The organism is Emergencia sp. JLR.KK010 (genome assembly GCF_037018265.1).
Taxonomy (GTDB): domain Bacteria; phylum Bacillota; class Clostridia; order Peptostreptococcales; family Anaerovoracaceae; genus Senimuribacter; species Senimuribacter intestinalis.
Genome location: NZ_CP143550.1, coordinates 1,282,898 through 1,307,618 on the forward strand (window position 1 = coordinate 1,282,898; position 24,721 = coordinate 1,307,618).

Annotated in this window: 21 protein-coding genes and 1 riboswitch; of the genes, 15 read left to right on the plus strand and 6 right to left on the minus strand. The window is 44.4% G+C overall.

The features are described 5' to 3' along the window. Positions 1-173: 173 nt before the first annotated feature. Positions 174-1,472 (plus strand): MATE family efflux transporter, encoded by a 1,299-nt coding sequence (locus V1225_RS06160; protein WP_338547910.1) that lies wholly within the window; start codon positions 174-176, stop codon positions 1,470-1,472. Positions 1,473-1,486: 14 nt separating this feature from the next. On the opposite strand, the gene V1225_RS06165 is transcribed toward V1225_RS06160, so the two are convergent. Continuing rightward, complete coding sequence (locus V1225_RS06165; RefSeq protein WP_251616295.1) at positions 1,487-1,825, minus strand: hypothetical protein; 339 nt, start codon at positions 1,823-1,825, stop codon at positions 1,487-1,489. Between the two features lie 83 nt (positions 1,826-1,908). On the opposite strand from V1225_RS06165, the gene V1225_RS06170 reads away from it, so the two are divergent. Together V1225_RS06170 and V1225_RS06175 are read left to right on the plus strand one after the other, a co-directional pair. After that, positions 1,909-2,295 carry an HI0074 family nucleotidyltransferase substrate-binding subunit gene (locus tag V1225_RS06170; RefSeq protein WP_161908976.1) on the plus strand — a complete coding sequence of 129 codons (387 nt, stop codon included), beginning with the start codon at positions 1,909-1,911 and terminating at the stop codon, positions 2,293-2,295. Between the two features lie 30 nt (positions 2,296-2,325). Beyond that, positions 2,326-2,757 (plus strand): aminopeptidase, encoded by a 432-nt coding sequence (locus V1225_RS06175; protein WP_338548162.1) that lies wholly within the window; start codon positions 2,326-2,328, stop codon positions 2,755-2,757. Positions 2,758-3,272: 515 nt separating this feature from the next. Here the strand turns inward: V1225_RS06175 and V1225_RS06180 are convergent. Beyond that, complete coding sequence (locus V1225_RS06180; RefSeq protein WP_338547913.1) at positions 3,273-3,842, minus strand: flavin reductase; 570 nt, start codon at positions 3,840-3,842, stop codon at positions 3,273-3,275. Positions 3,843-3,960: 118 nt separating this feature from the next. Between V1225_RS06180 and V1225_RS06185 the strand changes: the two genes are divergently transcribed. Beyond that, positions 3,961-4,290 carry a helix-turn-helix domain-containing protein gene (locus V1225_RS06185; protein ID WP_338547914.1) on the plus strand — a complete coding sequence of 110 codons (330 nt, stop codon included), beginning with the start codon at positions 3,961-3,963 and terminating at the stop codon, positions 4,288-4,290. 47 nt (positions 4,291-4,337) lie between these two features. On the opposite strand, the gene V1225_RS06190 is transcribed toward V1225_RS06185, so the two are convergent. Next, the gene (locus tag V1225_RS06190) at positions 4,338-5,498 is read right to left on the minus strand and encodes an anti sigma factor C-terminal domain-containing protein (RefSeq protein ID WP_338547915.1); all 1,161 of its coding nucleotides are present in this window, start codon (positions 5,496-5,498) and stop codon (positions 4,338-4,340) included. Next, a complete protein-coding gene (locus tag V1225_RS06195; RefSeq protein ID WP_338547916.1) occupies positions 5,495-5,980 on the minus strand; it encodes an RNA polymerase sigma factor in 486 nt (161 codons plus the stop codon). The genes V1225_RS06190 and V1225_RS06195 overlap by 4 nt, the downstream gene beginning before the upstream one ends. A gap of 235 nt (positions 5,981-6,215) precedes the next feature. Here V1225_RS06195 and V1225_RS06200 point away from each other — a divergent pair, with 235 nt between their 5' ends. The 3 genes from V1225_RS06200 (at position 6,216) to V1225_RS06210 (ending at position 11,515) form a co-directional block, all read left to right on the plus strand. Beyond that, positions 6,216-7,529: an IS30 family transposase gene (locus tag V1225_RS06200; RefSeq protein WP_338546425.1), complete on the plus strand. Its 1,314-nt coding sequence runs from the start codon at positions 6,216-6,218 to the stop codon at positions 7,527-7,529. After that, positions 7,526-7,852 carry a hypothetical protein gene (locus tag V1225_RS06205; protein ID WP_251632575.1) on the plus strand — a complete coding sequence of 109 codons (327 nt, stop codon included), beginning with the start codon at positions 7,526-7,528 and terminating at the stop codon, positions 7,850-7,852. Before V1225_RS06200 ends, V1225_RS06205 begins: the two co-directional genes overlap by 4 nt. 396 nt (positions 7,853-8,248) lie before the next feature. Further along, a riboswitch (cobalamin riboswitch) is annotated at positions 8,249-8,451 on the plus strand. Between the two features lie 103 nt (positions 8,452-8,554). Next, positions 8,555-11,515 carry a DUF4430 domain-containing protein gene (locus tag V1225_RS06210; RefSeq protein ID WP_338547918.1) on the plus strand — a complete coding sequence of 987 codons (2,961 nt, stop codon included), beginning with the start codon at positions 8,555-8,557 and terminating at the stop codon, positions 11,513-11,515. Between the two features lie 96 nt (positions 11,516-11,611). On the opposite strand, the gene V1225_RS06215 is transcribed toward V1225_RS06210, so the two are convergent. Beyond that, the gene (locus V1225_RS06215) at positions 11,612-12,775 is read right to left on the minus strand and encodes a cyclopropane-fatty-acyl-phospholipid synthase family protein (protein ID WP_161908636.1); all 1,164 of its coding nucleotides are present in this window, start codon (positions 12,773-12,775) and stop codon (positions 11,612-11,614) included. Between the two features lie 733 nt (positions 12,776-13,508). Further along, the gene (locus tag V1225_RS06220; RefSeq protein WP_160202924.1) at positions 13,509-14,120 is read right to left on the minus strand and encodes a LysE family transporter; all 612 of its coding nucleotides are present in this window, start codon (positions 14,118-14,120) and stop codon (positions 13,509-13,511) included. Between the two features lie 184 nt (positions 14,121-14,304). Between V1225_RS06220 and V1225_RS06225 the strand changes: the two genes are divergently transcribed. The 8 genes from V1225_RS06225 (at position 14,305) to tdh (ending at position 24,720) form a co-directional block, all read left to right on the plus strand. Continuing rightward, entirely contained in the window at positions 14,305-15,228 is a 924-nt protein-coding gene (locus V1225_RS06225; RefSeq protein ID WP_160202925.1) for a DMT family transporter, read from the plus strand. Between the two features lie 135 nt (positions 15,229-15,363). Further along, positions 15,364-16,329 (plus strand): Fic family protein, encoded by a 966-nt coding sequence (locus V1225_RS06230; RefSeq protein WP_160202926.1) that lies wholly within the window; start codon positions 15,364-15,366, stop codon positions 16,327-16,329. A gap of 273 nt (positions 16,330-16,602) precedes the next feature. Continuing rightward, positions 16,603-18,048, plus strand: a complete 1,446-nt coding sequence (locus V1225_RS06235; protein ID WP_338547922.1) for a PLP-dependent aminotransferase family protein — start codon at positions 16,603-16,605, stop codon at positions 18,046-18,048. 113 nt (positions 18,049-18,161) lie between these two features. Further along, entirely contained in the window at positions 18,162-21,716 is a 3,555-nt protein-coding gene (locus V1225_RS06240; RefSeq protein ID WP_161908640.1) for a DNA polymerase III subunit alpha, read from the plus strand. Further along, complete coding sequence (pfkA, locus tag V1225_RS06245; protein WP_338547925.1) at positions 21,713-22,675, plus strand: 6-phosphofructokinase; 963 nt, start codon at positions 21,713-21,715, stop codon at positions 22,673-22,675. Before V1225_RS06240 ends, pfkA begins: the two co-directional genes overlap by 4 nt. Before the next feature lie 13 nt (positions 22,676-22,688). Next, on the plus strand, positions 22,689-23,288 hold the full coding sequence (locus V1225_RS06250; RefSeq protein ID WP_338547928.1) for a flavodoxin domain-containing protein: 600 nt from the start codon (positions 22,689-22,691) through the stop codon (positions 23,286-23,288). A gap of 24 nt (positions 23,289-23,312) precedes the next feature. Beyond that, positions 23,313-23,435 (plus strand): type II toxin-antitoxin system mRNA interferase toxin, RelE/StbE family, encoded by a 123-nt coding sequence (locus tag V1225_RS06255; RefSeq protein WP_338547930.1) that lies wholly within the window; start codon positions 23,313-23,315, stop codon positions 23,433-23,435. A 235-nt stretch (positions 23,436-23,670) separates the two neighbouring features. Then, on the plus strand, positions 23,671-24,720 hold the full coding sequence (tdh, locus tag V1225_RS06260) for an L-threonine 3-dehydrogenase (protein WP_338547932.1): 1,050 nt from the start codon (positions 23,671-23,673) through the stop codon (positions 24,718-24,720). Position 24,721: the final 1 nt, after the last annotated feature.

Below are 24,721 nucleotides of genomic sequence, written 5' to 3' on the forward strand. Positions count from 1 at the left end.
GATTTCCTCTCTGAAACTTGTGGTACCGTACAATTTCAGACAACTGTTCGATACGGTACAACTTGGCAGGTTTGATGCTTGCGTTTAGCTTAGGCAAGAATATAATAAAATTATAAAACAAATTGTTCTGTAACTTACAAAAAATATGTTAACAGAAGGAGGCAGGCTTGTCAATGAAACGCAGTATTTTTTACCTGGCGCTTCCCATTATCCTTGAAAATATCCTACAGACGCTTCTTGGCACGGTAGATGCGTTTTTTGCAGGAAAGCTGGCGGATGCTGCCATTGCGGGTATCAGTGTGACAAACTTGATTATGAATATTTTCATTTCTTTTTTTACAGCCGTCAGTATCGGCAGCACGGCAATGATTGCGCGGCGCTACGGGGAAAAGGAATTTGAGAAAGTGGCTTCTGCCATCGTGCATGCTCTTTGTACAGGGCTGGTTTTGGGCATTAGTACAGGCGGTGTTTGTCTTGTTTTTGGCAAAGAGATTCTAAAACTTACCGGCGCAGAGGGGGTAGTGCTGGATTGCGCAATGCCGTATTTTCTCATTGTGGCTGTGCCAGGCGTGCTTCTTTGTCTGCAGCAGATTTTATCCAGTTGTCTGCGTGCGATGCAGGATACGAAAACGCCCATGTATGTAACTGGCGCATCTAATCTTATCAATATTTTGTTAGATGTTCTATTTATCAAGGCAGGTCTGGGAATCTTTGGACTGGGACTTGCGACTACGATAGCAAGGGGCGCAGGGATGATTATACTGTTTCTGTGCCTGTGGAAAAAGAAACAGTACAGGCTTTGGCAGTATCCTTTGAAGCTGTGTTGCGGGGAATTTGGTGTTTTACTGAAAATCGGTGTTCCGGCGGGGCTGGAGAAGCTTATCATGCGCGTAGGACAGCTGGTTTACAATGGTATGATTCTGTCTATTGGAACGGTTTCTTATGTGGCGCACAATATAGCGGGCACGATTGAAAGTTACGCGTATATTCCTGCGATGGGATTTGGTCTTGCTATCTGCACGATCACAGGTGTTTCTTTGGGGGAAAAGAATATCGACAGGGCAAAGGAACAGGTCAGGGTAACGTACTGGATGTCCGCATGCACTATGGTGGTTATAGGTGCAATGTTCTACTTGTTTGCGCCGCAGCTGGCTTTGCATTTTACGAAAACACAGGCAGTACAAGAGATGGTAACAGATGTGCTTAGAATTATCGCATGGTTTCAGCCTTTTGCGGCTTTAGTTCAGGTGCTGACCGGGGCATTGCAGGGGGCAGGAGATACAAAATTCCCTATGTATGCTACCTTTTTTGGCATCTGGATACTGCGCATCGGTCTTGGCTATGTGCTGGCAGTGTCTTTTGACATGGGTCTTTCCGGCGTATGGCTTGCATATGCGGCGGATTTGGTGGTGCGGGGCCTGCTGCTGTTTATAAGATTTCGCTGCGGCAAATGGCAGGAGATTCGCATATAAATTGGAGTATTTACTTAACGGATTTCGTCTTCAATGCCGTCTTTATACAAGCCAAAGAAAAATACTTCAGCCATTTTTTTAAAAATTTCTCTTTCGGCGGATTCATCTAAGCCTTTATTCTGGCGATACTGATACGCGATATATTCCAGTGAGGAATACAAATAGGTGATTATGTCATCGTCAAAGGATTCCCGCAGGCGTCCTTTTGCACGGTCACTTCGTATGTAGGTGTACAGCAAATTCAGATACTTATCATGCTTTCTGCTCTTAAATACTAAATCGTGAAAGAGAGAAGGGGTAGTATCTATAATATCAAGAAGTAGCAGTCCGATAGGGGTGAAACTGTCTTTCATAGGAAATCAGTATAAAATATTCTTAAATGATGTGCTTTCAGAGAAACTGTGCAATGTTATTATGAGGGAGGGCAGAGCCATATATGAAAAAGTATGAGAATTTTTGCAAGGCATTAGAGAATTTGCAGGACGTTTTTCTTTATGAGCCGCCTTACAATAGTTTGGTGGTGGTTGGCTCGATAAAGCTTTACGAGATTTGCTTTGAATTAGCATGGAAAGCAATGAAAGAGATTCTTACCAATCAGGGCTTTGAAGATTGCCGCAGCGGATCGCCTAAGCAGGTTGTCAAGGTTGCATATAAGGCAGGATTAGTCACTGATGAGGAAGTTTGGCTCAGTGCACTGTCAGCCAAGAATAATGTATCCCATGCGTACAATGAAGCGGTAGCTTTGGATATTATTGATAAAACAAAAAATGTTTACTGTAGTATGTTCCGAGATTTAAAAGAACAAATGCAAAAATGGATTTAAAAATGCAGACTCCGAGGGAAAGATGAATTTCTGCCCAATCGGAATTTTTTCTACGAAAATGTTCGTTTTGAAATTGAAAATGGACGTATTGTCGATGCACAGGCTAATGATACGGCGCGCATTAACGAGTATTTGGACAGTGATGAAGGCGCACGATATTTCGGCGAGTTTGCTATCGGCGTAAATCCGTTTATTCTGGAGCCGATGAAGGACATTCTCTTTGACGAAAAAATCTGCGGCAGTATTCACTTAACGCCGGGAATGGCATATGAGGATGCAGATAACGGAAATCGTTCTTCCGTGCATTGGGATTTGGTGCTGATTCAAAGACCGGAGTACGGCGGCGGAGAAATCTGGTTTGATGATAGACTGGTTCGAAAGGACGGATTGTTTGTGGTAGAGGAACTGCTGGCGCTGAATCCGGGTGAACTGATAGGGCACAGCCACCCTTTTTCATGTTAAATTTGTAAGATGGATTGAAGTTGTGCAGATCACGCTAAATCAGCTTGATTCGCACAACTTTTAGGCTTTCTGGGCTGACGAAGTTGTGCAGGTAACCGCAAATCAGAATTACTTTGCACAACTTTCGAGTGTTGATTCGATATGAAGTTGTGCGGTTGACCCTGAATAAGATTGGTTTGCAAAACTTTAAGCGTCTCTTCAGAGGTAAAGTTTTGCAGCAGTTACGGAATTGATTTAATTTGCACAACTTTAAGATATGGATGGGAGACAAAGTTGTGCAAAAGATCTTCAAATTGATGAATCTGTATAACTTTAATAATTTCAGGGATAGCCTGCGAAGACGAAACGATTACTGGAAAATACTTTCTCCAGCTACTTTTTCATGAATCAAAATGGAGCTGCGTACTAATAATGATTTTCTGTTCATGCAGGCAGCTCCGTTTAAGTAGTTTCTTATTGCCAAGAACAAACAGGCTTCCGGGGATCCACCCGAAGCAAAGCTTCGAGGAAGGGGGTTATTTTTTAAGTGCAAGTCCGTCTTTGAAAGCCTCGCCGACTCTCTCGGTTACTTTGTAATAACCGTGGGTATAAGGGTCGAAAGCGATAGCGTTTACCAAAGACATATCGATCTTACCGTCCACGAGGACTTTTTCATCGGCGGTGACATTTACGACTTTGCCAATTACGCCGCAGCCATATTCGTTGTTCTGATATTCGATGAACTCACATTCCAGACAGAGTGGAAATTCGTTGATAACAGGCGCATCTACTGTCTCAGCTTTGCTTGCAGTAAGTCCGCTGTTTTTAAACTTATCAGCAGTGTTGTTGCCGGATACAACGCCGAAATAGTCAGCTTCTACAACATGTTCTGCATCGGCGATGCTGACAGTAAAAGCGCCTCTGGCTTTGATATCTTTTACTGTCTTATGACCTTCTGACAGGACAAGCGCTACATTTCCGCGCTCCTGCATAGTACCCCAGGCAGCATTCATGACATTGACACTGCCATCTTCATTGTAAGCAGCTACCATTAAAACCGGCATTGGGAAAATGCCTTCTGTTATATTCAGTTTTCGTCTCATCATCATCACCTCATTTTTTGAATTGACAGGATTTGCGCCTGTATATATAATTATATTGATTAATTTAAAAAATACAAGTACTGTCTTTCTTGAAAGGTACTAGCGTAAAGGAAAGTACAAAATGATAAAAAATTATATTGAAAAAGCAAATTTTGAAGATACAGGATTTAGTTATACTCTGTCGCTTATTTCCGGCAAGCACAAGATGGTCATTCTTTATTGCCTGATGGAATTTGAGATTGTGAGATTTAATGAGCTGAAGCGATATCTGAAACATATTTCGGACAAAACCCTCAGCACTAATCTGAAAGAGCTGGAATGTGATCGACTGATTGTCAGAACAGAGTATCCGCAGATTCCGCCGAAAGTTGAGTACAGCTTAAGCGACAGAGGAAAATCTTTGATGGAGGTTTTAGACGCACTGTGTGTTTGGGGAGAAGAGAATAGATAAAGAAAAACGCTTCGGGTGAAGAGCTGCCCAAAGCGTTTTTATATGGCTTAAATCAGCTCTTCCGCGCTGATTTGAAAGACCTCATTTGACTTTTCAATTTGTTCTGCCTGCTCTTTGTTTACCAACGTGACGAAGCCGTAGATTCTGAGACCGTTTTCTTCAACATAGTCGGCAGCTGCAGACAGTTCTTCTGGATATATTTCTAACATTTTACAGAACTCTTCTCTAGATGCAAGGTAACGAAGTTGACTGGTAAAGTGAGACAGCATGGTGCTTTCTTTATTTATGCCTTTGTCCGTGTCGAAGAACAGGTTCGGATAGGCGTCTCTGTCCCAACCCATATCTGTACCATATAGGAAATCGTAATAAAAACCTAGATTTTGTGGATAGCCGGAGGCACGCGTGCACGGCGCACACCATAGAAGACCCGGAATTTCTTCCTTCTTTGTCCACGCAATGAAGTCTTCGTAAGGCATTTGCCGATTCAGCGTGACAAAGACGACGTATTTGTCTGCTGGGTTCATGGAGACGGTAAGATAATCGACAGGATCTGTCAGTTCTGAAAGTGGTTGATCTGTCACATAGGAATCTCTGGTTTCAGAAAGAATTTCGCTCCAGCCGAAGATATTCATATGTGGTCTGCGTAGAACATTATTGTTATAAAGGGTTAGGCGCCCTTTTTCGATTTTTCCAGAGATGTCAGAGAAACGTCCGTTGTAGGAGATACTTTGTGGGATATTGATGTCGTAGTTACCATATCCCCGATCGGTCACGTTGACTACATTGCGGTAATAGCCGGGCAGCATCAGACTGGTGTAAATTGCCATATCCAATTCTATCTGCTTGGTAGTTCTGTATTCTTCCTCACCGATGATTTTTCCTGGATCGTAATAAAACAGGGATACAATCTGTGGCAGAGCGAACTGGATGAAGAGTATCATAATCAGCGCCATCACCAGTATGATTACGCCCAGCTTTCGGAAGGCTTTTCTAATAGAACGATTGATGACCTTTACAAAATCCTCAGAGTCGGACAATGTTCTTTCTTTCAAAAAATCCTCTGACAGGCTGAGATCAAAGACTTCATCGACTTCTAAAAGGTAGTCGGTGATGGCCTCCTGACGTTCAATATCGGTGCGAACTTTTTCCGCCTCTTGTTCTGCTAATTCGCCTTTTTTATATAATTCGAGTAGTTCACGATATCTCATTTTTCTTCCTCCATATGGGTTTTCAGTTCTTTTCTGGCTCGTACAGCTGCCATGCGCACAGCTGACGGAGTCATTGCCAGTACAGTGCCTATTTCCTTGTGGGATAGCTGGCCGAAGTACTGCATGATTAAAATTTCCCTCGATCTTGCGGAAAGCCGCTGCAGGTTTTTATAGAGCAGCTGGTACTGTTCCTGTTGCAAAATGATTTCCAGCGGCTCTGCGCTTTTTTTCGCTGCAGGGTCAGTTGTCATGTTCTCATACCTTCCTGCTTTTTTTATTGCATTATAGGTCAGGTTTCTTGCTACCAGGTAAAGCCAGGCACGCATATTGGTATGACCGTCTGGCAGAGCCAGAATGGCTTTTAAAAAAGTTTCCTGCAGCAGATCTTCCGTCGCATGCTTGTCTTTACAGATGGAATAAATATACAGGTATAGCTCTCTCTCGTATTTGCGGTAAAGCTGCTCCAGCACCTTGCTGTCCATGACATTTGCGCACCTCCTTTCGGCAGTATTTTGTTCTATTTACATATATAACAATTGTGCAGTGGAAATGCAACAAGAATTTACAGCCTTTATTATTTGCCAAAATAAATTCTGCGTATCACTGGAATTTCAAATGGCAAAGACTTACATAGAATTTACTCTGACAAACTGCTTTTCTCACATTTTTATGATATATTTACCTTAAGACATATCCCGGTCAATGGAGGTAACAATCATGACAAATCAAAAACATCTTACACTGTCTGACCGCATGGTCATCGAAACCCAGCTTTCCAATAGTACATCATTTAAAGCCATCGCATCCGCCCTTGACAAGGATCCTTCCACAATCTCAAAGGAAGTCCGTTCGCATCTGTCGGTTGAACGTATTGGCGGATTCCGCAAAAAGTACAATGCCTGCACCAAACGTAATGTCTGTCTTGTCGGCGGACTGTGTTTTCCCTGCAACGCAGGAAGAAATTACCGCTTCTGTAGGAGTTGCGGTATGTGCAGTCGTTTCTGTCCTGATTTTGAAGCTTACAGCTGCCCAAAACTGGACAAGCCACCCTACGTGTGTAATGGCTGTAAAACAAGACCCCACTGCACTTTAGAAAAACATTTTTACCGTGCCAAGCAAGCTGACAAAGAATACCGCAGCAAACTGACTGAATCCCGCAAAGGCTTTACCTTTTCCGAAGAAGAGCTGCAGCATTTCGACCGCATTGTCTCTCCGCTAATCCGTCAGGGACAATCCCTTCATCATATCTGTGTAACCAATACCGATTCCCTGATGATTAGCGAACGCTCCCTTTACCGAATCATTGATGCCGGACTGATTTCCGCAAAGAATCTTGACCTTCCAAGGAAAGTCCGTTTCAAATCGCGGAAAAAGAAAAAGACTTTCAAAGTCGACCGTAAATGCCGCGAAGGCAGAACCTTTGAGGATTTTAAAAAATTTATGGAAGAGCATCCAAACTATCCTGTTGTCCAAATGGATTCCGTTGAAGGAAAGAAAGGCGGCAAAGTCCTTCTAACCATTCATTTTGTCAAAGCAGAATTCATGCTGGCCTTTCTGCGTGACTACAATGATTCCAGATCCGTCACAGATGTCTTTAAAAAACTGTATGACCTTTTGGGATCAGAACGGTTTCGCCACCTCTTTCCGCTAATCCTTACCGATAACGGCAGTGAATTTTCCAATCCTCTAGCCATTGAAAAAGATCCTTCCGGTAAAAAGCGTACCGCAGTCTATTACTGCGATCCGCAGGCTTCATGGCAGAAAGGATCCATTGAGCGCAATCACGAGTTTATCCGCTATTTCCTGCCGAAAGGTACTTCTTTCGACCACCTTTGCCAAGAGGATATTTCACTCATGATGCATCATATTAATTCTTACTGCAGGGAAAGCCTAAGCAACAAATGCCCTCACGAAATGTTTGCATTCTTTTTCGGTGCCGAAACCCTTCACCTTCTCGGCTGCCGCAGAATTCCTTCCAAAGAAGTTACCCTGAAGTCTTCCATCTTTAGAAAAGGAGGTGCATCCCTGTGAAAAGACGAACCATTTACGATAAACAATCCATCGACTATCAGTTCAACCTTTGTGCACTCCATGAAATGGAAGATGTTGTTCCCATGACACGCAGCGAACGTTACATGCTTCGCAACTGGGTTCGCTCTGGTCATGAGATTGAATCCAATCCATGGGAGTATCTGGACAGCGACGGCTGGCAGTTAAATTATCTGCAAGCCTACCGTCTGGAATACGGCTATTCCGCCGGTCCATGGGACAGCTGGAAAGGACCAGACACCCAGCCTTTATGGTGCGAAGAACGCAAATGCTACGTAAAACACGATGAACTGCTAGAACTTTAATTTTTAATGGATTACCGGGATATATCGCTAGTTTCACAAGACCATCAGCCGGCAGAATTCACTCTGGCAAAAATAAAAATATGAATGCTGACGGCTTTTTGTTATGCCCGAATTTCCCTGCATTAACACTATTTTACCCTATTCTGGCATCAATTTCACTACTTTCCATAGCTTTTTACATCCTCCACTCTTGCGTACCTGACATTTACTTAGGCAAACTGGAATTCACCTTGGCAATTGACCAAATTGTCTCGTTTTGACCTATTGCCATTTATGTATAGTATATATTTGAAAATATTGTATTGCAAAAAAATAATCACAAGGATATAATGAAATAGGAGTTAGCTTTGCGAAAAGGAAATCCAAAGTCTCTCCAGATTATAATTAAAAACAAAATATAAAGAAACCATTTTGTGTTCTTCCTTGTGCGTACCACAGGGGAGCTAAGAGGGAAGCAAGTGAGAGCCTTGCGCGGACCCGCCACTGTAATTGGATTGTTTTTACCACTGGTGAAGAGCCACCCACTGGGGAGACCTGGGAAGGGAAAGAAAAACGATAATCCATGAGCCAGGAGACCTGCATGAGATGAGGATCCCGCGGCGAGGTAACCGTAAGAATCCAGAGTTTAGATACAGTAAATGCGGACTGTAGGCAAAGAGCCTGCAGTTTTTTTGTGGGCAGAAATGTAGAAAGGAAGAACACATGAAGAAAAACGAAACAGTAAAGAAATTTTCTGCCATTCTTCTAAGTATCGTCATGGTACTTTGCATGATGCCGTCTATGGCATTTGCTGCGGAAGCAGATGTGCAGACAGGAAATGTACAGATTACTGTGCCGGCGGATGCAAAAGTATTTGTCGGCACGAAGGAAAAACACTTCAAGCCGTTTATAGAGCAGGAGACTATTGGTGAAGTGCCGGCTGAGGAAGGGCTGAAGACGGTATCCTATAATCTGCCGGCAAACAAGGATTACAATTTCAGAATCAGTGGGAAAGGCTATGTGACTTATACCGGAAAATTCAAGTCACCGGCAGCGTCCAAAGATCCGTATATCTTAAATGTTTCTGAAAGCGATTTGAAGCCGGAAGGAAAAAACGCTAAAACCGTCGATAAAGCTTCAACTTCAAATAAGAATTACAACATGGCAGACATTTATCTGAACATCAATCCCGCAGGCTATCTGAAGTTGAAGAAAAACGACGAATACCAGATCGTATCTCTGAGAAACTGGGAGGCAGTAGACACCCTTACAAATAATTACTTTATTGAGCCGGACTATCACTATGAGGCTGTCAACTTTGACGGAACACCAAGTGATGTGGTATCCGTATCAGAAAGTGGAAAAGTGACTGCGCAGAAGGAAGGTACTGCAGTGGTACTTGTAACCTATGACGCTTTTAATAATATTTCTGCGGTTGGCGGTCCGTTCTTTGGTGCAATCTGGCCGGAAAATACAGGTGTGTTTGTAGTATCTGTAGGATCATCTGATAGTACGGTCAGTGTCAACGCTAAGGTAAATACCGAGACGAACGCAACCGTCAGCAATGGAAAACTCGCAGGGGATGACTTGGATGCGGAGCTGGATATCATTTACTATCTGACAGAGATGACTGATGCTGCCGGGGAAAAAACAGTTTATGATGATGCCCATGGAAGCTATACATTTACACCGACAGGTGAAGTTGCTTCTGTAGAGGTGGCAAATCCTAATTATGCTGGCGGAAAGCTGAACTATGGTGGGTTTGTGCCAGCTGAAAGAAATGCAGACGGCAGTTATACTGTAAAGTTGGTCGAAGGCAGAAATATTGTGAAGGTCAGCGACGGAACTGCCTGCGATTATCAGGTGGTTTCTGCGAAAGGTGTCAAAGCAGCGGTTACCAACAAGACTACGCCGGGCAAGGCGTTAGTGGCAGGCGACCAGTTTGCAATCAGTTTCGATACATTGTATCATCCTGTCAATAAGCTAGCGGGAATTTATAATATGTCAGCAGCGGTAATCTATCAGACGGTAGAAGGAATGGAAGGTAAAACCGTTGGAGGAACCGCAGCACAGTACAATTTTGCAGCTAATGCCAAAGCGCAGACTATGGAAAATCAGGTTAGCATTACAAAGACTATGTTCTTTGGCAGCACTAACTATAGCCTGAAAAAGGGCGATGCAGCAGCTATTCCGGCGGATTATACAAAAGACACACTGACTGTATCCCAAGGGGGTCTTTTCACTTTTGGATTTGGAAGCAGCTACGGCGCACACAGAGAAATTACCTATGAAGTAGGCGCTTCTCCAAACTTTACCGCAGTCAGTCAGACAGCATATTTTGGAATTTTGCCGGATATTACCTTGCAGGTCGAAAAAGCTGACGCTGCCGGCGACATCGAAGTCGTTGAAGTGGTTACGCAGCCGAAAAAAACAGCATACTTTGAGGGCGAGTCCTTTGATGGGGAAGGTATGAGTCTGAAAGTCACTTATGCAGACGGCACAGAGAGAACTGTAACAGGCGGTTACAGCGTGACGCCTTCTGTTATGGAGAAGGATACACAGAAAGTAATGGTCAGCCTGGGAGGAAAAATCGCAGAAGTACCGGTAACTGTAACACCTTTGGAAGTGACAAAGATTGAAATTACAAAAGCGCCTTCAAAGACGGCGTATATCGCAGGAGAATATTTTAACCCGTCTGGTATGGTTGTAAGTGCAGTATATAACAGTGGAAAGAAAGAAGAAATTACAGACTATACTTATGAAGCTGCACCTCTTACAAAAGATGTAACCGGTGTGACAATTTCTTATCAGGAAAAGACTGTGGAACAGCAGATTACTGTAGCTGAACAGCAAATTTCTGCGCCTGAGGATAACAAGATAAAAGTCACCTTTACTCTGCTCGGTGATGAGAAGCACGGCGAGGACGGCGTTTCACATACTTATAAAAAGGGTACAATCGACCGGGAATGGATTTCTGCTATGGAAGTGACTGTGGATAAGGACGCAAAGGTTCTGGATGTGATTGAAAAAGCCTTGAGTGTCAAGGGAATGGGATTTTCCAACAGCACCGGCAACTACATCAGTGCCATCAACGGTCTTGCCGAGTTTGACAACGGACCGAACTCTGGCTGGATGTATACGGTTAATGGTGTATATGTAAAAAACGGTGTTGCAGAGCAGGTCATCAAAGACGGCGATGTAATCCTATTCCATTATACAGATGACTATACAAAGGAAAGGGCTTCCGCAGGATGGATTGAGCCGCCTGCAGATGATGAGCCGGGAACGGATATTGACGATCCGAACACGCCGCTTTCTCCAGGCCCTGAAGCAGTAAAGGGAAAGGTTGGTGCGATGAAACTAACCGCTCGCTCAGAAAGAACCAGCAAGAAGAATGTGAAAGTCACTGTAAAAGCAGATAAGGCTACGGAGACAGCTGTTAAAGAACTGGAAGAGATGGGCTATACTGTAAAATACAGATATTACCGTTCTACAAAGAAAGCGTCCGGCTATAAGGCAGCGTTAACAAAGAAAGCAAAAACTTATACCAATACTACCGGAAAGAAAGGGCAGATGTACTACTACAAAGTCCAGCTCAGAGTCTATGATAAAGATGGGAAGCTGATTGCAAAGACAGCGCTGAAACAGTGCAGATACGCAAACAGACTTTGGACAAAGAAATAGCTGAGATGAAGAGGATGTCTCAAATAAAATGAGACATCCTCTTTGCGTATGCACCATTTAAGGCAAAGTTGATTTTGAGACAGACCTGGCTCTTTTCTAATACCATCTTACCATAGGCAGATCGTTGTTTACGCCTTTAGACATAAGAATCTGGTGAAGATCAGTGATTCCGTTGTGAAATGTGGCTGCACAGGAGGACAGATACATCTCCCACATGCGGACGAACCGTTCTCCGAACATCTTCTGAACTTCTTCTATATGGTCGCGAAAATTCTTTTCCCAGCATAACAGAGTGCGGTTGTAGTGATTGCGCAGATTTTCTATATCCAGTGTATGAAAATCATCTTCCGCCATACAGGTCAGCATTTCTCGGAGACTTGGCACGACACCGCCGGGAAAGATGTATTTTTTTATCCACGGATCGCCAGGAAATTCTTTCAGCGCACTGATAAAGTGAAGCAGAAATAATCCGCCTGGTTTCAGCACATGTGCGGCACAATCGATAAACTGTTGATAATTACCGCGTCCCACGTGTTCTACCATACCGACGCTGACAATGCGGTCAAACTGCAGATTGGACTTCTCAAGATCCCGATAGTCCATCAGTCTGACATCCAGCAGGTCCGAAAGTCCTTCTGCCTCAATTCGCCGCTTAAATTCGTCATACTGTTCCTGACTGAGTGTAATCCCCATGCCGCGTACACCGTATTTCTTTGCCGCCCTGATCAAAAGAAATCCCCAGCCGCAGCCGATATCCAGAAGTCGCATGCCTTCCTTCAGGCATAGTTTTTCCAGAATGTAATCGACTTTGTTGACCTGTGCCTGATAGAGACTGTCGTTAGCGCATCGAAAATAGCCGCAGGAATAACTCATCGTTTCGTCAAGCCATAATTTATAAAAATCATTGCCGATATCGTAATGACTTTTGACCTCTTTTTCCTGATTCTTTTTTGATCTGGATGGGAAGATTAGCTTTTTCAGTGCGTTGTGATCGGTGGAAAACTTTCCGATTTGTCCAAGGAAAAGATCAAGCGCTTCATAAAGACTGCCCTCAACTTCCAGATTGCCGTCCATGTATGCTTCACCTAGTGCCAAAGAAGTACTGGTGGACAGATCGCCTAATGGAATCATTTTATGGAATTTAACAGCAAAGGCAGGAATCCCATCTCCAATCTGATACTCTTTTTTTCCCATTTTTATGGTGAAAGGACAAGCATCAAACTTCTTTAAAAACTGTATCATAACATTTTCTTTCAGCATTTTATACCTCCTGATGTGTTTCGCTTATAACAGTATTCCACCTGGTTTTAGGGATTATAACATATTTTAGAAAATAGCAGGTGGTTTGCAGGGGGCACGGCAAGGTCGCTATCGCCGCAATGATTTAACTTAAAACAGGTGTTTTTAGAAAAAAGTGTATAAGAAGGAGGTGGGATTCTTAACCGAAAATCAAAAAATGCTAAAAAAATGTATAAACATATTTGAGACGATTTAATTAGCAGTTGTTCTTGCGAGGATTTATTCTTGCTATATTACTGAAATCTTGCGTTTTTTGTAAGAATTTTATAAAACTATTCCACATCTTGCATAAATTGCAAGGCATATAAAATGGCAAGGCGAATCTTTTATACACTTTTTTAAAAAAATGGCAATTTAGGTTAAATCGCTCTTTTGCTGCGTCTGTAGGTAAGATAAAATTGAATGTTGCGTCGAAAAATGGTAAACTATGAATAAGTAGTAAGATACCGAAATGAAGCACATTGGATTGGAGGAACTAAGATGGAAGTATTAGGGCTGATTGTGGATTATGTGGGTATCGTGCTGGGAATTATATGAGGAGAGAAAATATCAATTCCTCTTATAGGCGTTAGTAAAGATTTACCCAGCAGTATTACAGGAATTAACAAACATAGGCGCAATGACTAATTCTCCTAAAATGCAATAAAAAGAGCGAGTCGTCTGGTAACTAGAGGGACTCGCTCTTTTAATGTAATTACACAACCATCTGCACAAAATTGATGAATAGTTTTGCACCGTAGAATACGATGATTGCGCCGCAGATGATATTGATAATGCGAAGCACTTTGTCGTTGAATTTGGCGCTGAACAGAGCTAAGATTGTAGAGATGCCGAAAAACCACACAAAGGATGATAAATTGACACCCAGAATAAACTCCGCTACATGCTCTTTCGGCAGGGTAGTTCGAAATGCGCCGAGTAGCATGGTGCCGTCGATGATTGCCTGGGGATTGAACCAGGTAACAACGCATGCGCTGGAAATCACCTTCAAAATCGGAATATCGACTTTGGTGGAGGTATCCATACTGTCCTTTGCTCGTAGAAGACCGATTCCAATCCACATGACAATTAGACTGCCTGCGCCGAGGACAATCATCTGCAACCACTCAAAAGCTGACATAATGGCGCCGATGCCGAAAAAGCAGGCTAATGCCAGCGTAACATCAAAAAACGTGACAATCAGAGCAGTCAGATAGACACGGCTCTTTTTTTGTGTCAGTGCAGTGTTGATAACAAAGAGATTCTGTAGACCAATGGGTGCTACATAGGCAAGTCCGATGGTAAATCCTTGTAAAAAAAGTGGCATAAAAAAACTCCTTCTAAGTTAATATCAATAAAATCATACCACAGAAAACTGCCTTTGTAACCCACCAAGACGGGAAAAAAGAGACCAACCAAGTTTCTGTTTGGTTGGTCTTATTTTTCTAACATGGTTGTTTCAGAAAAAACTGGCGGTGTTATAATGATTAAAAACAGGAAAGGATGAGGACATGAAAAATAGCTTTAAAAGCAATTTAGTACTGCTTATGACAGCAGTCATTTGGGGCGGCGGACTTGTAGCACAGAAAGCGGGAGCAGTATTACAACCGTTTACATATAATGGAATTCGCATGTTTATTGGAGGTCTGGCGCTAATACCGGTAATTTATTTACTTAAGGTAGCAGGAAAAGACAAGAGTGCAGGAAGCTCCAGGGAAGTGAAGCGAGATGAGAAAGAAGACAAGAAAAACCTGCTGATTGGAGGCATATGCTGCGGATGTTTTTTATGCTTGGCAACATCACTGCAGCAGTTTGGGTTCTATTTTGAAACAAGTGCTGGGAAGACTGGTTTTATCACCTCTCTGTACATAGTAATCGTTCCGCTGCTTGGGCTTTTTCTTGGCAAGCATGTAAGAACGCTGATATGGGTCAGTATATTGTTAGGGGCATTTGGCTTTTACCTGCTTACTATGGCAGGAAAGAGAGAGGGATTTCGACTCAGTACAGGAGAACTGTATATCCTGCTATGTGTAGTTGCGTTTTCTGTTCACATTTTGGCAGTAGATTGTTTTTCGCCGAAGTGCGATGGAATCAGACTTTCATGTGTGCAGTTTCTTACAAGCGGTGTCATAGGAATCGCCTGTATGCTGATTTTTGAAACGCCGGTGCTTTCAGACATTTTGGATTGCTGGCTTCCGATCCTGTACTGCGGTGTGATTTCTACTGGTGTCGGATATACCGGACAGGTTCTGGGTCAAAAAGATACGGAGCCGGCGGTTGCATCACTGATTTTGAGTTTGGAGGCAGTATTTTCTGTAATATTTGGAGTGCTGATACTGAAAGAGCACCTTACTATCATAGAGGGGATAGGATGTGCTGTTATCTTTGCGGCAGTGGTGATTGCGCAGATTCCGTCCCAAAATAAAAGTATATAGAAAAATGTGCATAGAAGCAGTCTGAAACACAAAATCATTTCATTGATTCGGTAGATAGGTCAAGATATAATTTTTATATCTACGGGTAGTGGGAATACTATAGGAGAAATGATATGCTGGGAGGTGAAAATATTGATGGATTATTATGAACCGCCGTTCACGATGACAGAAGAAATTACCAATTTAGTGATTCAGATTGGCGACTTAGCGGGACAAATTTCCACTGCGAATGGATTATCGAGAAATCCAAAGCTTCGCAGAGAAAACCGAATTCTTTCAATCTATTCATCGCTGGCAATAGAACAGAATACACTGACGATTGAGCAAGTAAGCGATATCATTGCAGGCAAACGAGTACTGGGACCTCCGAAGGACATTCGCGAAGTAAAGAATGCATATGAGGCATACGATTTGCTGACGGAATTGAATCCGTATTCCATAGAAGATTTGCTCAAAGCGCATAAAATTATGATGGCTGATTTAGTGGGGGAAGCGGGGCGCTTTCGAAGCAAAGGAGTTGGTGTGTACGCAGGCACTGCACTAATTCATGCAGGTACGCCACCTCAATACGTGCCTGAATTAATTGACGAGCTATTCAGCTGGCTAAGAAATTCAGCGTTGCATCCTTTAATAAAATCGTGCATCTTCCATTATGAGTTTGAATTTATTCATCCCTTTGCTGATGGGAATGGGAGAACTGGACGCCTGTGGCATACTTTGATATTAGCAAAGTGGAAAGACTTCTTTTTATGGTTGCCCATCGAAATGATGATACATGAAAAGCAGGAAGCTTATTATAAAGCGTTAAATGATGCAAATGTCAGCGGAGAATCTACAATCTTTGTTTGCTATATCTTAGAAGTCATTCGTGATTTGTTACTGGATTTAGCAGAAGGGAAAAGATTGGTAGATGACAGAGCTACAATAGAAAGACAGATGCTTAAGCTTCTGCAACAGAGGGGAAAATATTCAGCAAAAGGATTGGCTGAGCAGCTTAACATTTCTGAACGGCAAGCGCAGCGCATTTTGAAGAAGCTAAAGGATGAAGGTAGTATTACACGTAGTGGTTCCAACAAAAATGGTAGCTGGATTGTGCGCTGATGTCGTAATAAATGTCGTAATAAATATGCGGATTTTCTGCAGAAAGCCTATAAGATAGTGCATGAAATATACTAAAAAAGAGCGGGTCTTCCGATAGCCAGAGGGACTCGCTCTTTTTTATGCAATTACACAATCATCTGCTGTTGAATCCTCGTAAGAAAAGTGGCATAGTAATCCTCCAATATTATTTTATTTTTTGATCAGGTATGGTAAAATAATAGCATAGAGTATCATCTTTGTTGTCGACCAAAGAAAAGGAAAGAAACCAACCAAATGATTACACTGGACTGGAAACCTGACAAACAGAATAAAACGCCGATTTACAGACAAATTGTGAAATATATCAGTGATAAAATAGCTGCGGGGGACTGGGTAATCGGCAGTCGTTTGCCCAGCCAAAGAGCTATGGCAAAGGCTTTTGAAGTTAACAGAAGCACTATTGTCAGTGCTATGGAAGAACTGATTTCTTATGGCATTTTAGAAAGTGATTTCGGAGGCGGCACGAGAGTTGCCAGCAACACTTGGTCTCTGCGTATGAGCCAGCCTCCGGACTGGAACAAATACATTGCAAGCGGACCTTTTGGCGCCAATCTATCTACCATTCAGACCATCAACAAGATGGAATTTGAACCAGGATATATTCGTATCGGCACAGGCGAATTATCGCCAGAGCTGTATCCGGGCAAGCTGATTAGCAAGATTTTTCGCAGAATGCCGGAGCGGATTCCTAATCTGGGCTATTTAGGTACTTTAGGTCTTCCAGAGCTGGGACAGGCGCTTTCTGCATGGCTAAAAGAAAGTCAGGGAATCGATGCTAAAGCATCTAATATTATGATTGCAAGCGGCTCCCTGCAGGCTCTGCAGCTGGTTTCTGTGTGTATGCTGAAGCGGGGAAGCGACGTTTATACAGAAGCGCCGTCTTATTTGAAGTCTCTGCAGATTTTTCAGTCGGCAGGGATGAACCTTCATGGTGTACCGCTGGATGAGGAAGGACTGCAGTACTGGAATATCAAGGATGCTTCTAATGAGTCGCTCCTTTATACGATTCCTACATTCCACAATCCGACAGGCACGGTCATGAGCGAAAAGCGTCGAAAAGAGGTTATGGCATTTTGCCAGAAACAGCCTATGCCGATTTTGGAGGATGACGCATACGGTCAGCTGTGGCTGGACGAAAAGCCGCCAGCTTCTCTCAAATCCAGAGATAAAACCGGCTCTGTCATTTACATGGGAACGATTTCAAAGACCATGGCGCCAGGACTTAGAATCGGATGGGTTGTCGGACCCGAGGCGGTGGTTTATAGACTGGGCGATGTAAAAATGCAGACCGATTACGGCGCTAGTTCTGTTTCACAGTGGATGATGACGGAATTAATCACAAGCGGCGATTACGATATCTATTTGGAACAACTTCGCAGGGAACTTCGGGCGCGCAGAGATAATGCGCTGGCAACGCTGGATAAATATTTTAAAGACTTAGCTACATGGAACAAACCAAAAGGCGGATTTTATATTTGGCTTCGTTTCGATAAGCGGCTGCCAATGGACAAAATTTTTACAGAGGCTTTGAAGGCTGGTATTTTGCTGAATCCCGGCAATGTGTACGACTACGCAGAAAATCACGCCATCAGGCTTTCCTATGCTTATGCAGATCCGGCTGACTTGGCACGAGCGTTGACAGTTCTGGCAGAAATCATAGAGAAACATCAGAAGAAGTAGATGCAGAAATTTTAGCGGATAAAGGAAAAGTAACTGCATAGAACATACGAAAGCGATTTTGACAGACTCCTAAAAGAAAGTGAGTCAGCATACATAGTGGAGAGGTAACACACATGGCATTTACACATTTACATGTTCATACAGAATACAGCCTGCTGGACGGTGCGGCGAGAATTACCGACGTAGTAGCCCGTGCTAAAGAACTGGGCATGGATTCCCTTGCTATCACCGACCATGGCGTCATGTTCGGCGTCATCGATTTTTACAAAGAGTGCAAAAAACAGGGCATTAAACCGGTGATCGGCTGTGAGGTCTATACGGCGGCAAGGACCATGTATGACAAAGATGCTGATAAGGACAAGTATCAGGGACATCTGGTTCTTTTGGCAAAGACCAACGATGGCTACAAGAACCTGATTAAAATCGTATCTAAAGGCTTTACCGAAGGATACTACTATAAACCGAGAATCGATAAGGATGTACTGCGCGCTCACAGCGAAGGTATTATCGCATTGTCTGCCTGCCTTGCAGGGAAGGTGCAGAGCTGTCTTTTAAACAGGGACTACGAGGGAGCAAAGGCAGAAGCGCAGGCGCTGGATGAGATTTTTGGTCACGGAAACTTCTATTTGGAATTGCAGGATCAGGGACTTGATGAAGAGGCTATGATTAACCCGCAGCTTGTTAAGCTGTCCAAAGAGTTGGATATTCCACTGGTTGCAACCAACGATGTACATTACGTAAAGCAGGAAGATGCGGAGGCTCATGATGTGCTGCTGGCCATTCAGACAGCAACTACCATTGACGATGAAAAGCGCATGCGCTTTCCTAACGATCAGTTCTACTTAAAGAGCGAAGATGAGATGAGGAAAATCTTCGCTTATGCTCCGGAGGCTATTGAAAATACACATAAAATCGCCATGGAATGCAACGTAGAATTTGTTTTTGGAGATTATCATCTGCCGGAATTTATTCCGCCTGCTGGCAAGACCAACCAGCAGTATTTGCGGGAACTTTGCCAGAAGGGACTGGAAGAGCGCTATGATGAAATTACGCCAAAGCTTCAGGAGAGACTCGATTATGAACTTGGCGTCATCGAGGACATGGGCTATGTGGAATACTTTTTGATTGTATGGGACTTCATCGATTTTGCCAAGAGAAACGGCATTATGGTAGGACCGGGAAGAGGCTCCGCTGCAGGAAGTCTGGTTGCGTACACTCTTAGAATTACCGACCTTGATCCCATTAGGTACAGCTTGATTTTCGAGCGTTTTCTGAACCCAGAGCGTGTCAGTATGCCCGATATCGATATCGACTTCTGCATCGAACGCCGCGGAGAAGTTATTGATTATGTAATCAAGAAATATGGAAAAGAAAACGTTTCGCAGATTATCACCTTTGGAACCATGAAAGCAAAAGCTGCGGTCAGGGATGTGGGAAGAGCGTTGAATCTCAGTTATGCGGAAGCAGATAGAGTCGCTAAGGCGATTCCTTTTGATTTGAAAATGACTATCGATAAGGCGCTTTCCATGAATCCGGAGCTGAAAGCCATGTATGAAAGCGACGCCCGGATTGCAAAGGTGATCGACATGTCTCGCGCTATTGAGGGCATGCCGCGCCATGCGTCAACCCATGCGGCAGGCGTTGTAATTTCAAAGCTGCCTTTGGACGAATACGTGCCGCTTTATATGTCCGATAAAGGTGTTGCTACCCAGTTCAATATGACAACCATTGAGGAACTGGGACTTTTGAAAATGGACTTTCTGGGTCTTCGGAACCTGACCGTCATTCGGGACGCATTAGAACTTATTGAGAAAAATTATGGCGTGACCATCGACTTTGCCAAAATGGGCTACGATGACAAAGCCGTCTACGATATGATCGCAAGCGGCAATACTTTAGGCGTATTTCAGCTGGAAAGTGGCGGCATGACGCAGTTTATGAAAAACCTGAGACCTTCTTGTTTTGAAGATGTAGTAGCGGGTATTTCTCTATACCGTCCGGGACCAATGGATTCTATTCCAAAGTACATTGAAAATAAGAAGAATCCGGATCATATCAAATATGTGACGCCGCAGCTTGCTCCGATTCTGGATGTAACTTATGGCTGCCTTGTTTATCAGGAGCAGGTTATGCAGATTGTGCGGGAGCTTGCAGGCTATAGCTTTGGTCGCTCTGACATCGTGCGCCGTGCCATGAGCAAAAAGAAGAAAGATGTGATGCTGCAGGAAAAAGAGTACTTCATTCATGGGAAGACGGATGAAAACGGCAATATTGAGATTGAAGGTTGTGTGCGTCACGGTATCAGTGAAGCAGCAGCGGAGTCTATCTTTTCGGACATGGAAACTTTTGCCCAGTATGCGTTCAACAAATCTCACGCAGCGGTATATGCGGTAGTAGCTTACGAGACGGGATATTTAAAGAAATACTATCCGGTGGAATTTATGGCAGCGCTGATGACCAGTGTCATGGGAGATGCCAAGTCCATTGCCAAATATATTAGAAACTGTAAGGAAATGGGTATCGAGGTACTGCCGCCTTGCATCAATGAAAGTCAGAAAAAGTTTTCCGTGGTAGATGGAAAGATTCGCTTTGGGCTTTTGGGTGTCAAGAACGTTGGTGAAGGTGCCATCGACGCTATCATCAAGGCGAGAGAAGAAAAAGGACGACCGCAGGATATTTTCCAGTTTATCAATAACGTGGAAATCAGCGAAGTCAACAAGAAAGCGGTAGAGAGTCTGATTAAGGCGGGCGCCCTTGACTGCCTGAACCAAAACCGGGCGGCGCACCTAGCAGTCTACGAGGGACTAGTCGAATCAGCGCAGAACAGTGCTAAGAAGAATATCGCCGGTCAGCTTTCTCTCTTTGCCATCAGCAGTGAAGAGATGAACAGCGGCGATACGTCGGGGACGCTGCCTGATGTGAATAATTTCAGCAAGGATATTCTCCTTGCCATGGAAAAAGAAATGCTGGGCGTATATATTACCGACCATCCACTGAACGAATACGCGGATAAAATACAGAAGTATGCAAGCGTGACCAGTGAGGAACTGGCAGCGGCTTCTGAAGAGGGGCATCACGATAGCCGCATTCAGGACGGCATGACCGTAACGCTAGCTGGTATGATTGCCGGCAAGAAAAATCAAATTACAAAGAACAACAAGATGATGGCATTTGTCAATCTGGAGGATCTTTTCGGCGAAGTAGAGGTCGTAGTATTTCCGAATGTATACGAACGGTGCAGCGCAGCGATTCTGGAGGATAACGTCGTAGTCGTGAAAGGTAAACTGAATTTTAAGGAAGATGAGATGCCGAAGCTACTTGCTGATTCTGTCGTAGGCATTCATGATGTGGAGCAGCATCTGCAACACGAACAGGCGGCGCCGGAAAGAGGCAGAAACGCGCAAGGTGGCAGAACCCAGGGTGCCGGGACAGGCGCGGAAACTGTCAAGGTACGGATTCCGCAGGAGGCAGATGAGCAGGAAATCCTTGGGAGACTGCAGGAGATTTTTAAGGAATATCCTGGAAACACGCCGGTGCTGATTTATCTGCAAAATGGAAAAATCGTGAGAACCGGCGCTGGCGGCGGTGTTTATCCGTCTATTGCGCTGTTTGATACGGTGGCAGAAATGGTCGGAAGACCGAACATTAAAGGGAGAGTGAGAACATGAAACGAATCGGTGTGTTAACCAGTGGCGGAGATTCTCCGGGCATGAACGCGGCCATTCGCGCGGTGGTGCGCTGCGGCATCGAAGCAGGTATGGAAGTATATGGAATTAAACGCGGCTATGAAGGACTGTTAGATGGCGAAATTTGTCAACTTGATAGGAATTCTGTAGGTGACATTCTTCACCGCGGCGGTACAATTTTGAAGACTGCCAGGAGTAAACGATTTCGTACTGAGGAGGGGCAGGCTCATGCGGTGAACGTACTGGAAACTTTTGGTATTGAAGGTCTGGTTGTCATCGGCGGCGATGGATCGCTGCGCGGTGGATGTGACCTTAACCGGCGTGGCATCAGGGTGATGGGACTTCCTGGCACCATCGACAACGATCTTGGATATACAGATTTTACCATCGGATTTGATACGGCGGTCAGCACGGTGCTGGAGGGGATTTCCAAGATTCGCGACACCTCTTCTTCCCATGAGCGAACGACTGTAATCGAAGTGATGGGTAGGCACTGTGGCGATATCGCTTTGTACGCAGGGCTTGCCGGCGGTGCGGAGGCGGTTTTGATTCCGGAAATTGATATGGATATCAACGAATTGTGCCGAAAAATCCTCATCGGTGCAAACCGCGGCAAGCAGCACAGTATTATTATCAAAGCCGAAGGCGTAGAAATTTCGACGGCGGCTTTGACAGCGACCATTGAGGAGCGAACCGGCAGAGAGACAAGACCGGTCGTGCTTTCTTATTTGCAGAGAGGCGGCAGCCCGACGCTTCGTGACCGAATGCTGGCGACCATGACCGGTGCCAAAGCAGTGGAACTTTTACGTGCGGACGCAGGCAGTAAAGCCATCGGCACGGTGAACGGCGAAATTGTCTCCTATGATTTACAGGAAGCGCTGGAGCAGAAGCGGGAAATTGACAGAGAAATGTATGATTTAATCGGTATTTTAAGCAAATGACGGAGAATTTAGGATGAGTAACATTGCAGTAATTTACGCAGGGAAATATGGAACGACAGAACAGTATGCCCGGTGGATCTGTGAGGAAACCGGCGGAGATTTGCTGAAAGCGGAGGAATGCAGTGCACAGATGCTAAGGCAGTATGAGACGGTTGTCTTTGGCGGCGCCGTCCACGCAGGCAGAATTGTCGGCATCGACCGTTTTAAGAAGTGGTATCCAAAGATTGCCGGAAAAAAAGCGGGTATCTTTGTGGTCGGGCTTAATGTGATGGAGGAAGGGCAGCAGCAGGAGCTGCGTGAGCTGAACTTTTTTAAGGTGGAGTCATCGTTTAAGATGCTGGTTCGTCAAACTGCCGGCAGGCAGCGAAAGCTGTCTGATGCCGAAACAGCAATCAGCAGCTTGCCATGCTGGTTCTTTCCGGGGGCTTATGACCCTGCCAAAGTCAGTGGCACTGACAAGATGATGATGGGTATGGTCAGGAAGATGCTGGCAGGAAAGAAGGTTTCTGAGCAGACGCAGGCGGAGCAGAAACTGCTTGCGGCAATCGATTCCGGTGCGGATTATACAGATCGGACGCTGGTAGCTGCGCTTACGACGTGGATACAGTTATAAGACTATCTTTCCGAAGGTGGAATGATGGCACAGAAATGTAATTTCACTTTGCGCATTGAACCGGACTGGCTGTTAGTTTATAAAGTGATGCAGGATGCATTAGAGTTAAGCCTCATTCGAACCGGCTCATACAGTGATTTGTTCTAGGAAAAAGAAAGAGCGATTGTATCGTATTTATTACAGTTTCATTTAAATCCCCAAAGTTTTGATTTTGGGGATTTTTTTGTGGAGAAAACAGGAAAGAAACACAAATTCTTCGCCAGATATTTCTTTAAATGAAACGAAAGTTAAGAGTATTTCTCCAAATGAAACGCGCTGCCGTTTGCATGACGAATCATCTCGGTGGTATGATTTTCCTATCAAATGACAAGAGAGGTGTAAAATGAAAACCGATACCATGTGGGCGCTAGTCAAGGAGCAAGCTGCTCCCGGACTTACGAGAAAGCGGGTGCCGGTGCCGGAAGTAGGCGAAGGCGATGTTAAAATTAAAATCCATAAGACTGCGATTTGCGGTACGGACGTACACATTTATCAGTGGAATCAGTGGGCACAGGATACGATTCCCCTGGGTCTTATTGCCGGACACGAATATGTTGGAGAAATCGTGGAAGTAGGTAGCGGCGTGAAGGATTTTGCGGCAGGGGATATCGTCTCCGGCGAGGGACATATTACCTGCGGCGTTTGCAGAAATTGTCTGGAAGGGCATAAAGAAAACTGCAAGGACGCCAAAGGCGTGGGCGTCAATCGAAACGGCGCGTTTGCGGAATATCTGGTCATTCCGAAGGAGAATGTATGGAGATGCAGCAAAGATATTCCGGAAGAACTGTACGCAATTTTTGATCCATTTGGAAATGCGGTGCATACGGCGCTTTCCTATGATACATTGGGTGAGGATGTTCTCATCGCAGGCGCAGGACCCATCGGCTGCATGGCGGCGGCTGTCGCCAGATTTTCCGGTGCGCGTCATGTGGTGGTGACCGATTTCAATCCGTATCGCCTGCAGCTGGCGAAAAAGATGGGTGCTGACAGAACAGTAAATCTGTCTTGTGAAAACTTGCAGGGCGTCATGGAAAACCTTGGTATGCGGGAAGGCTTTGACATCGGTATGGAAATGTCAGGGAGTCCGGCGGGGCTTGACACCATGATAAAATCTATGAAGCATGGCGGAAAGCTTGCGCTACTTGGGCTGCAGGGAAAACATACGCCGGTGGATTTGGAGACGGTCATTTTTAACGGACTCAATCTCAGAGGGATTTACGGCAGAAAGGTTTGGGATACCTGGTATAAGATGACAGTACTGCTGCAGTCAGGACTGGATATTTCCGACATGATTACCCATTGCTTTGATGCGGCGGACTACGAAAAAGGGTTTGAAGCGATGATTTCCGGCAATGCCGGCAAGGTCATTTTAGATTGGACGAAGGGAGAATAGC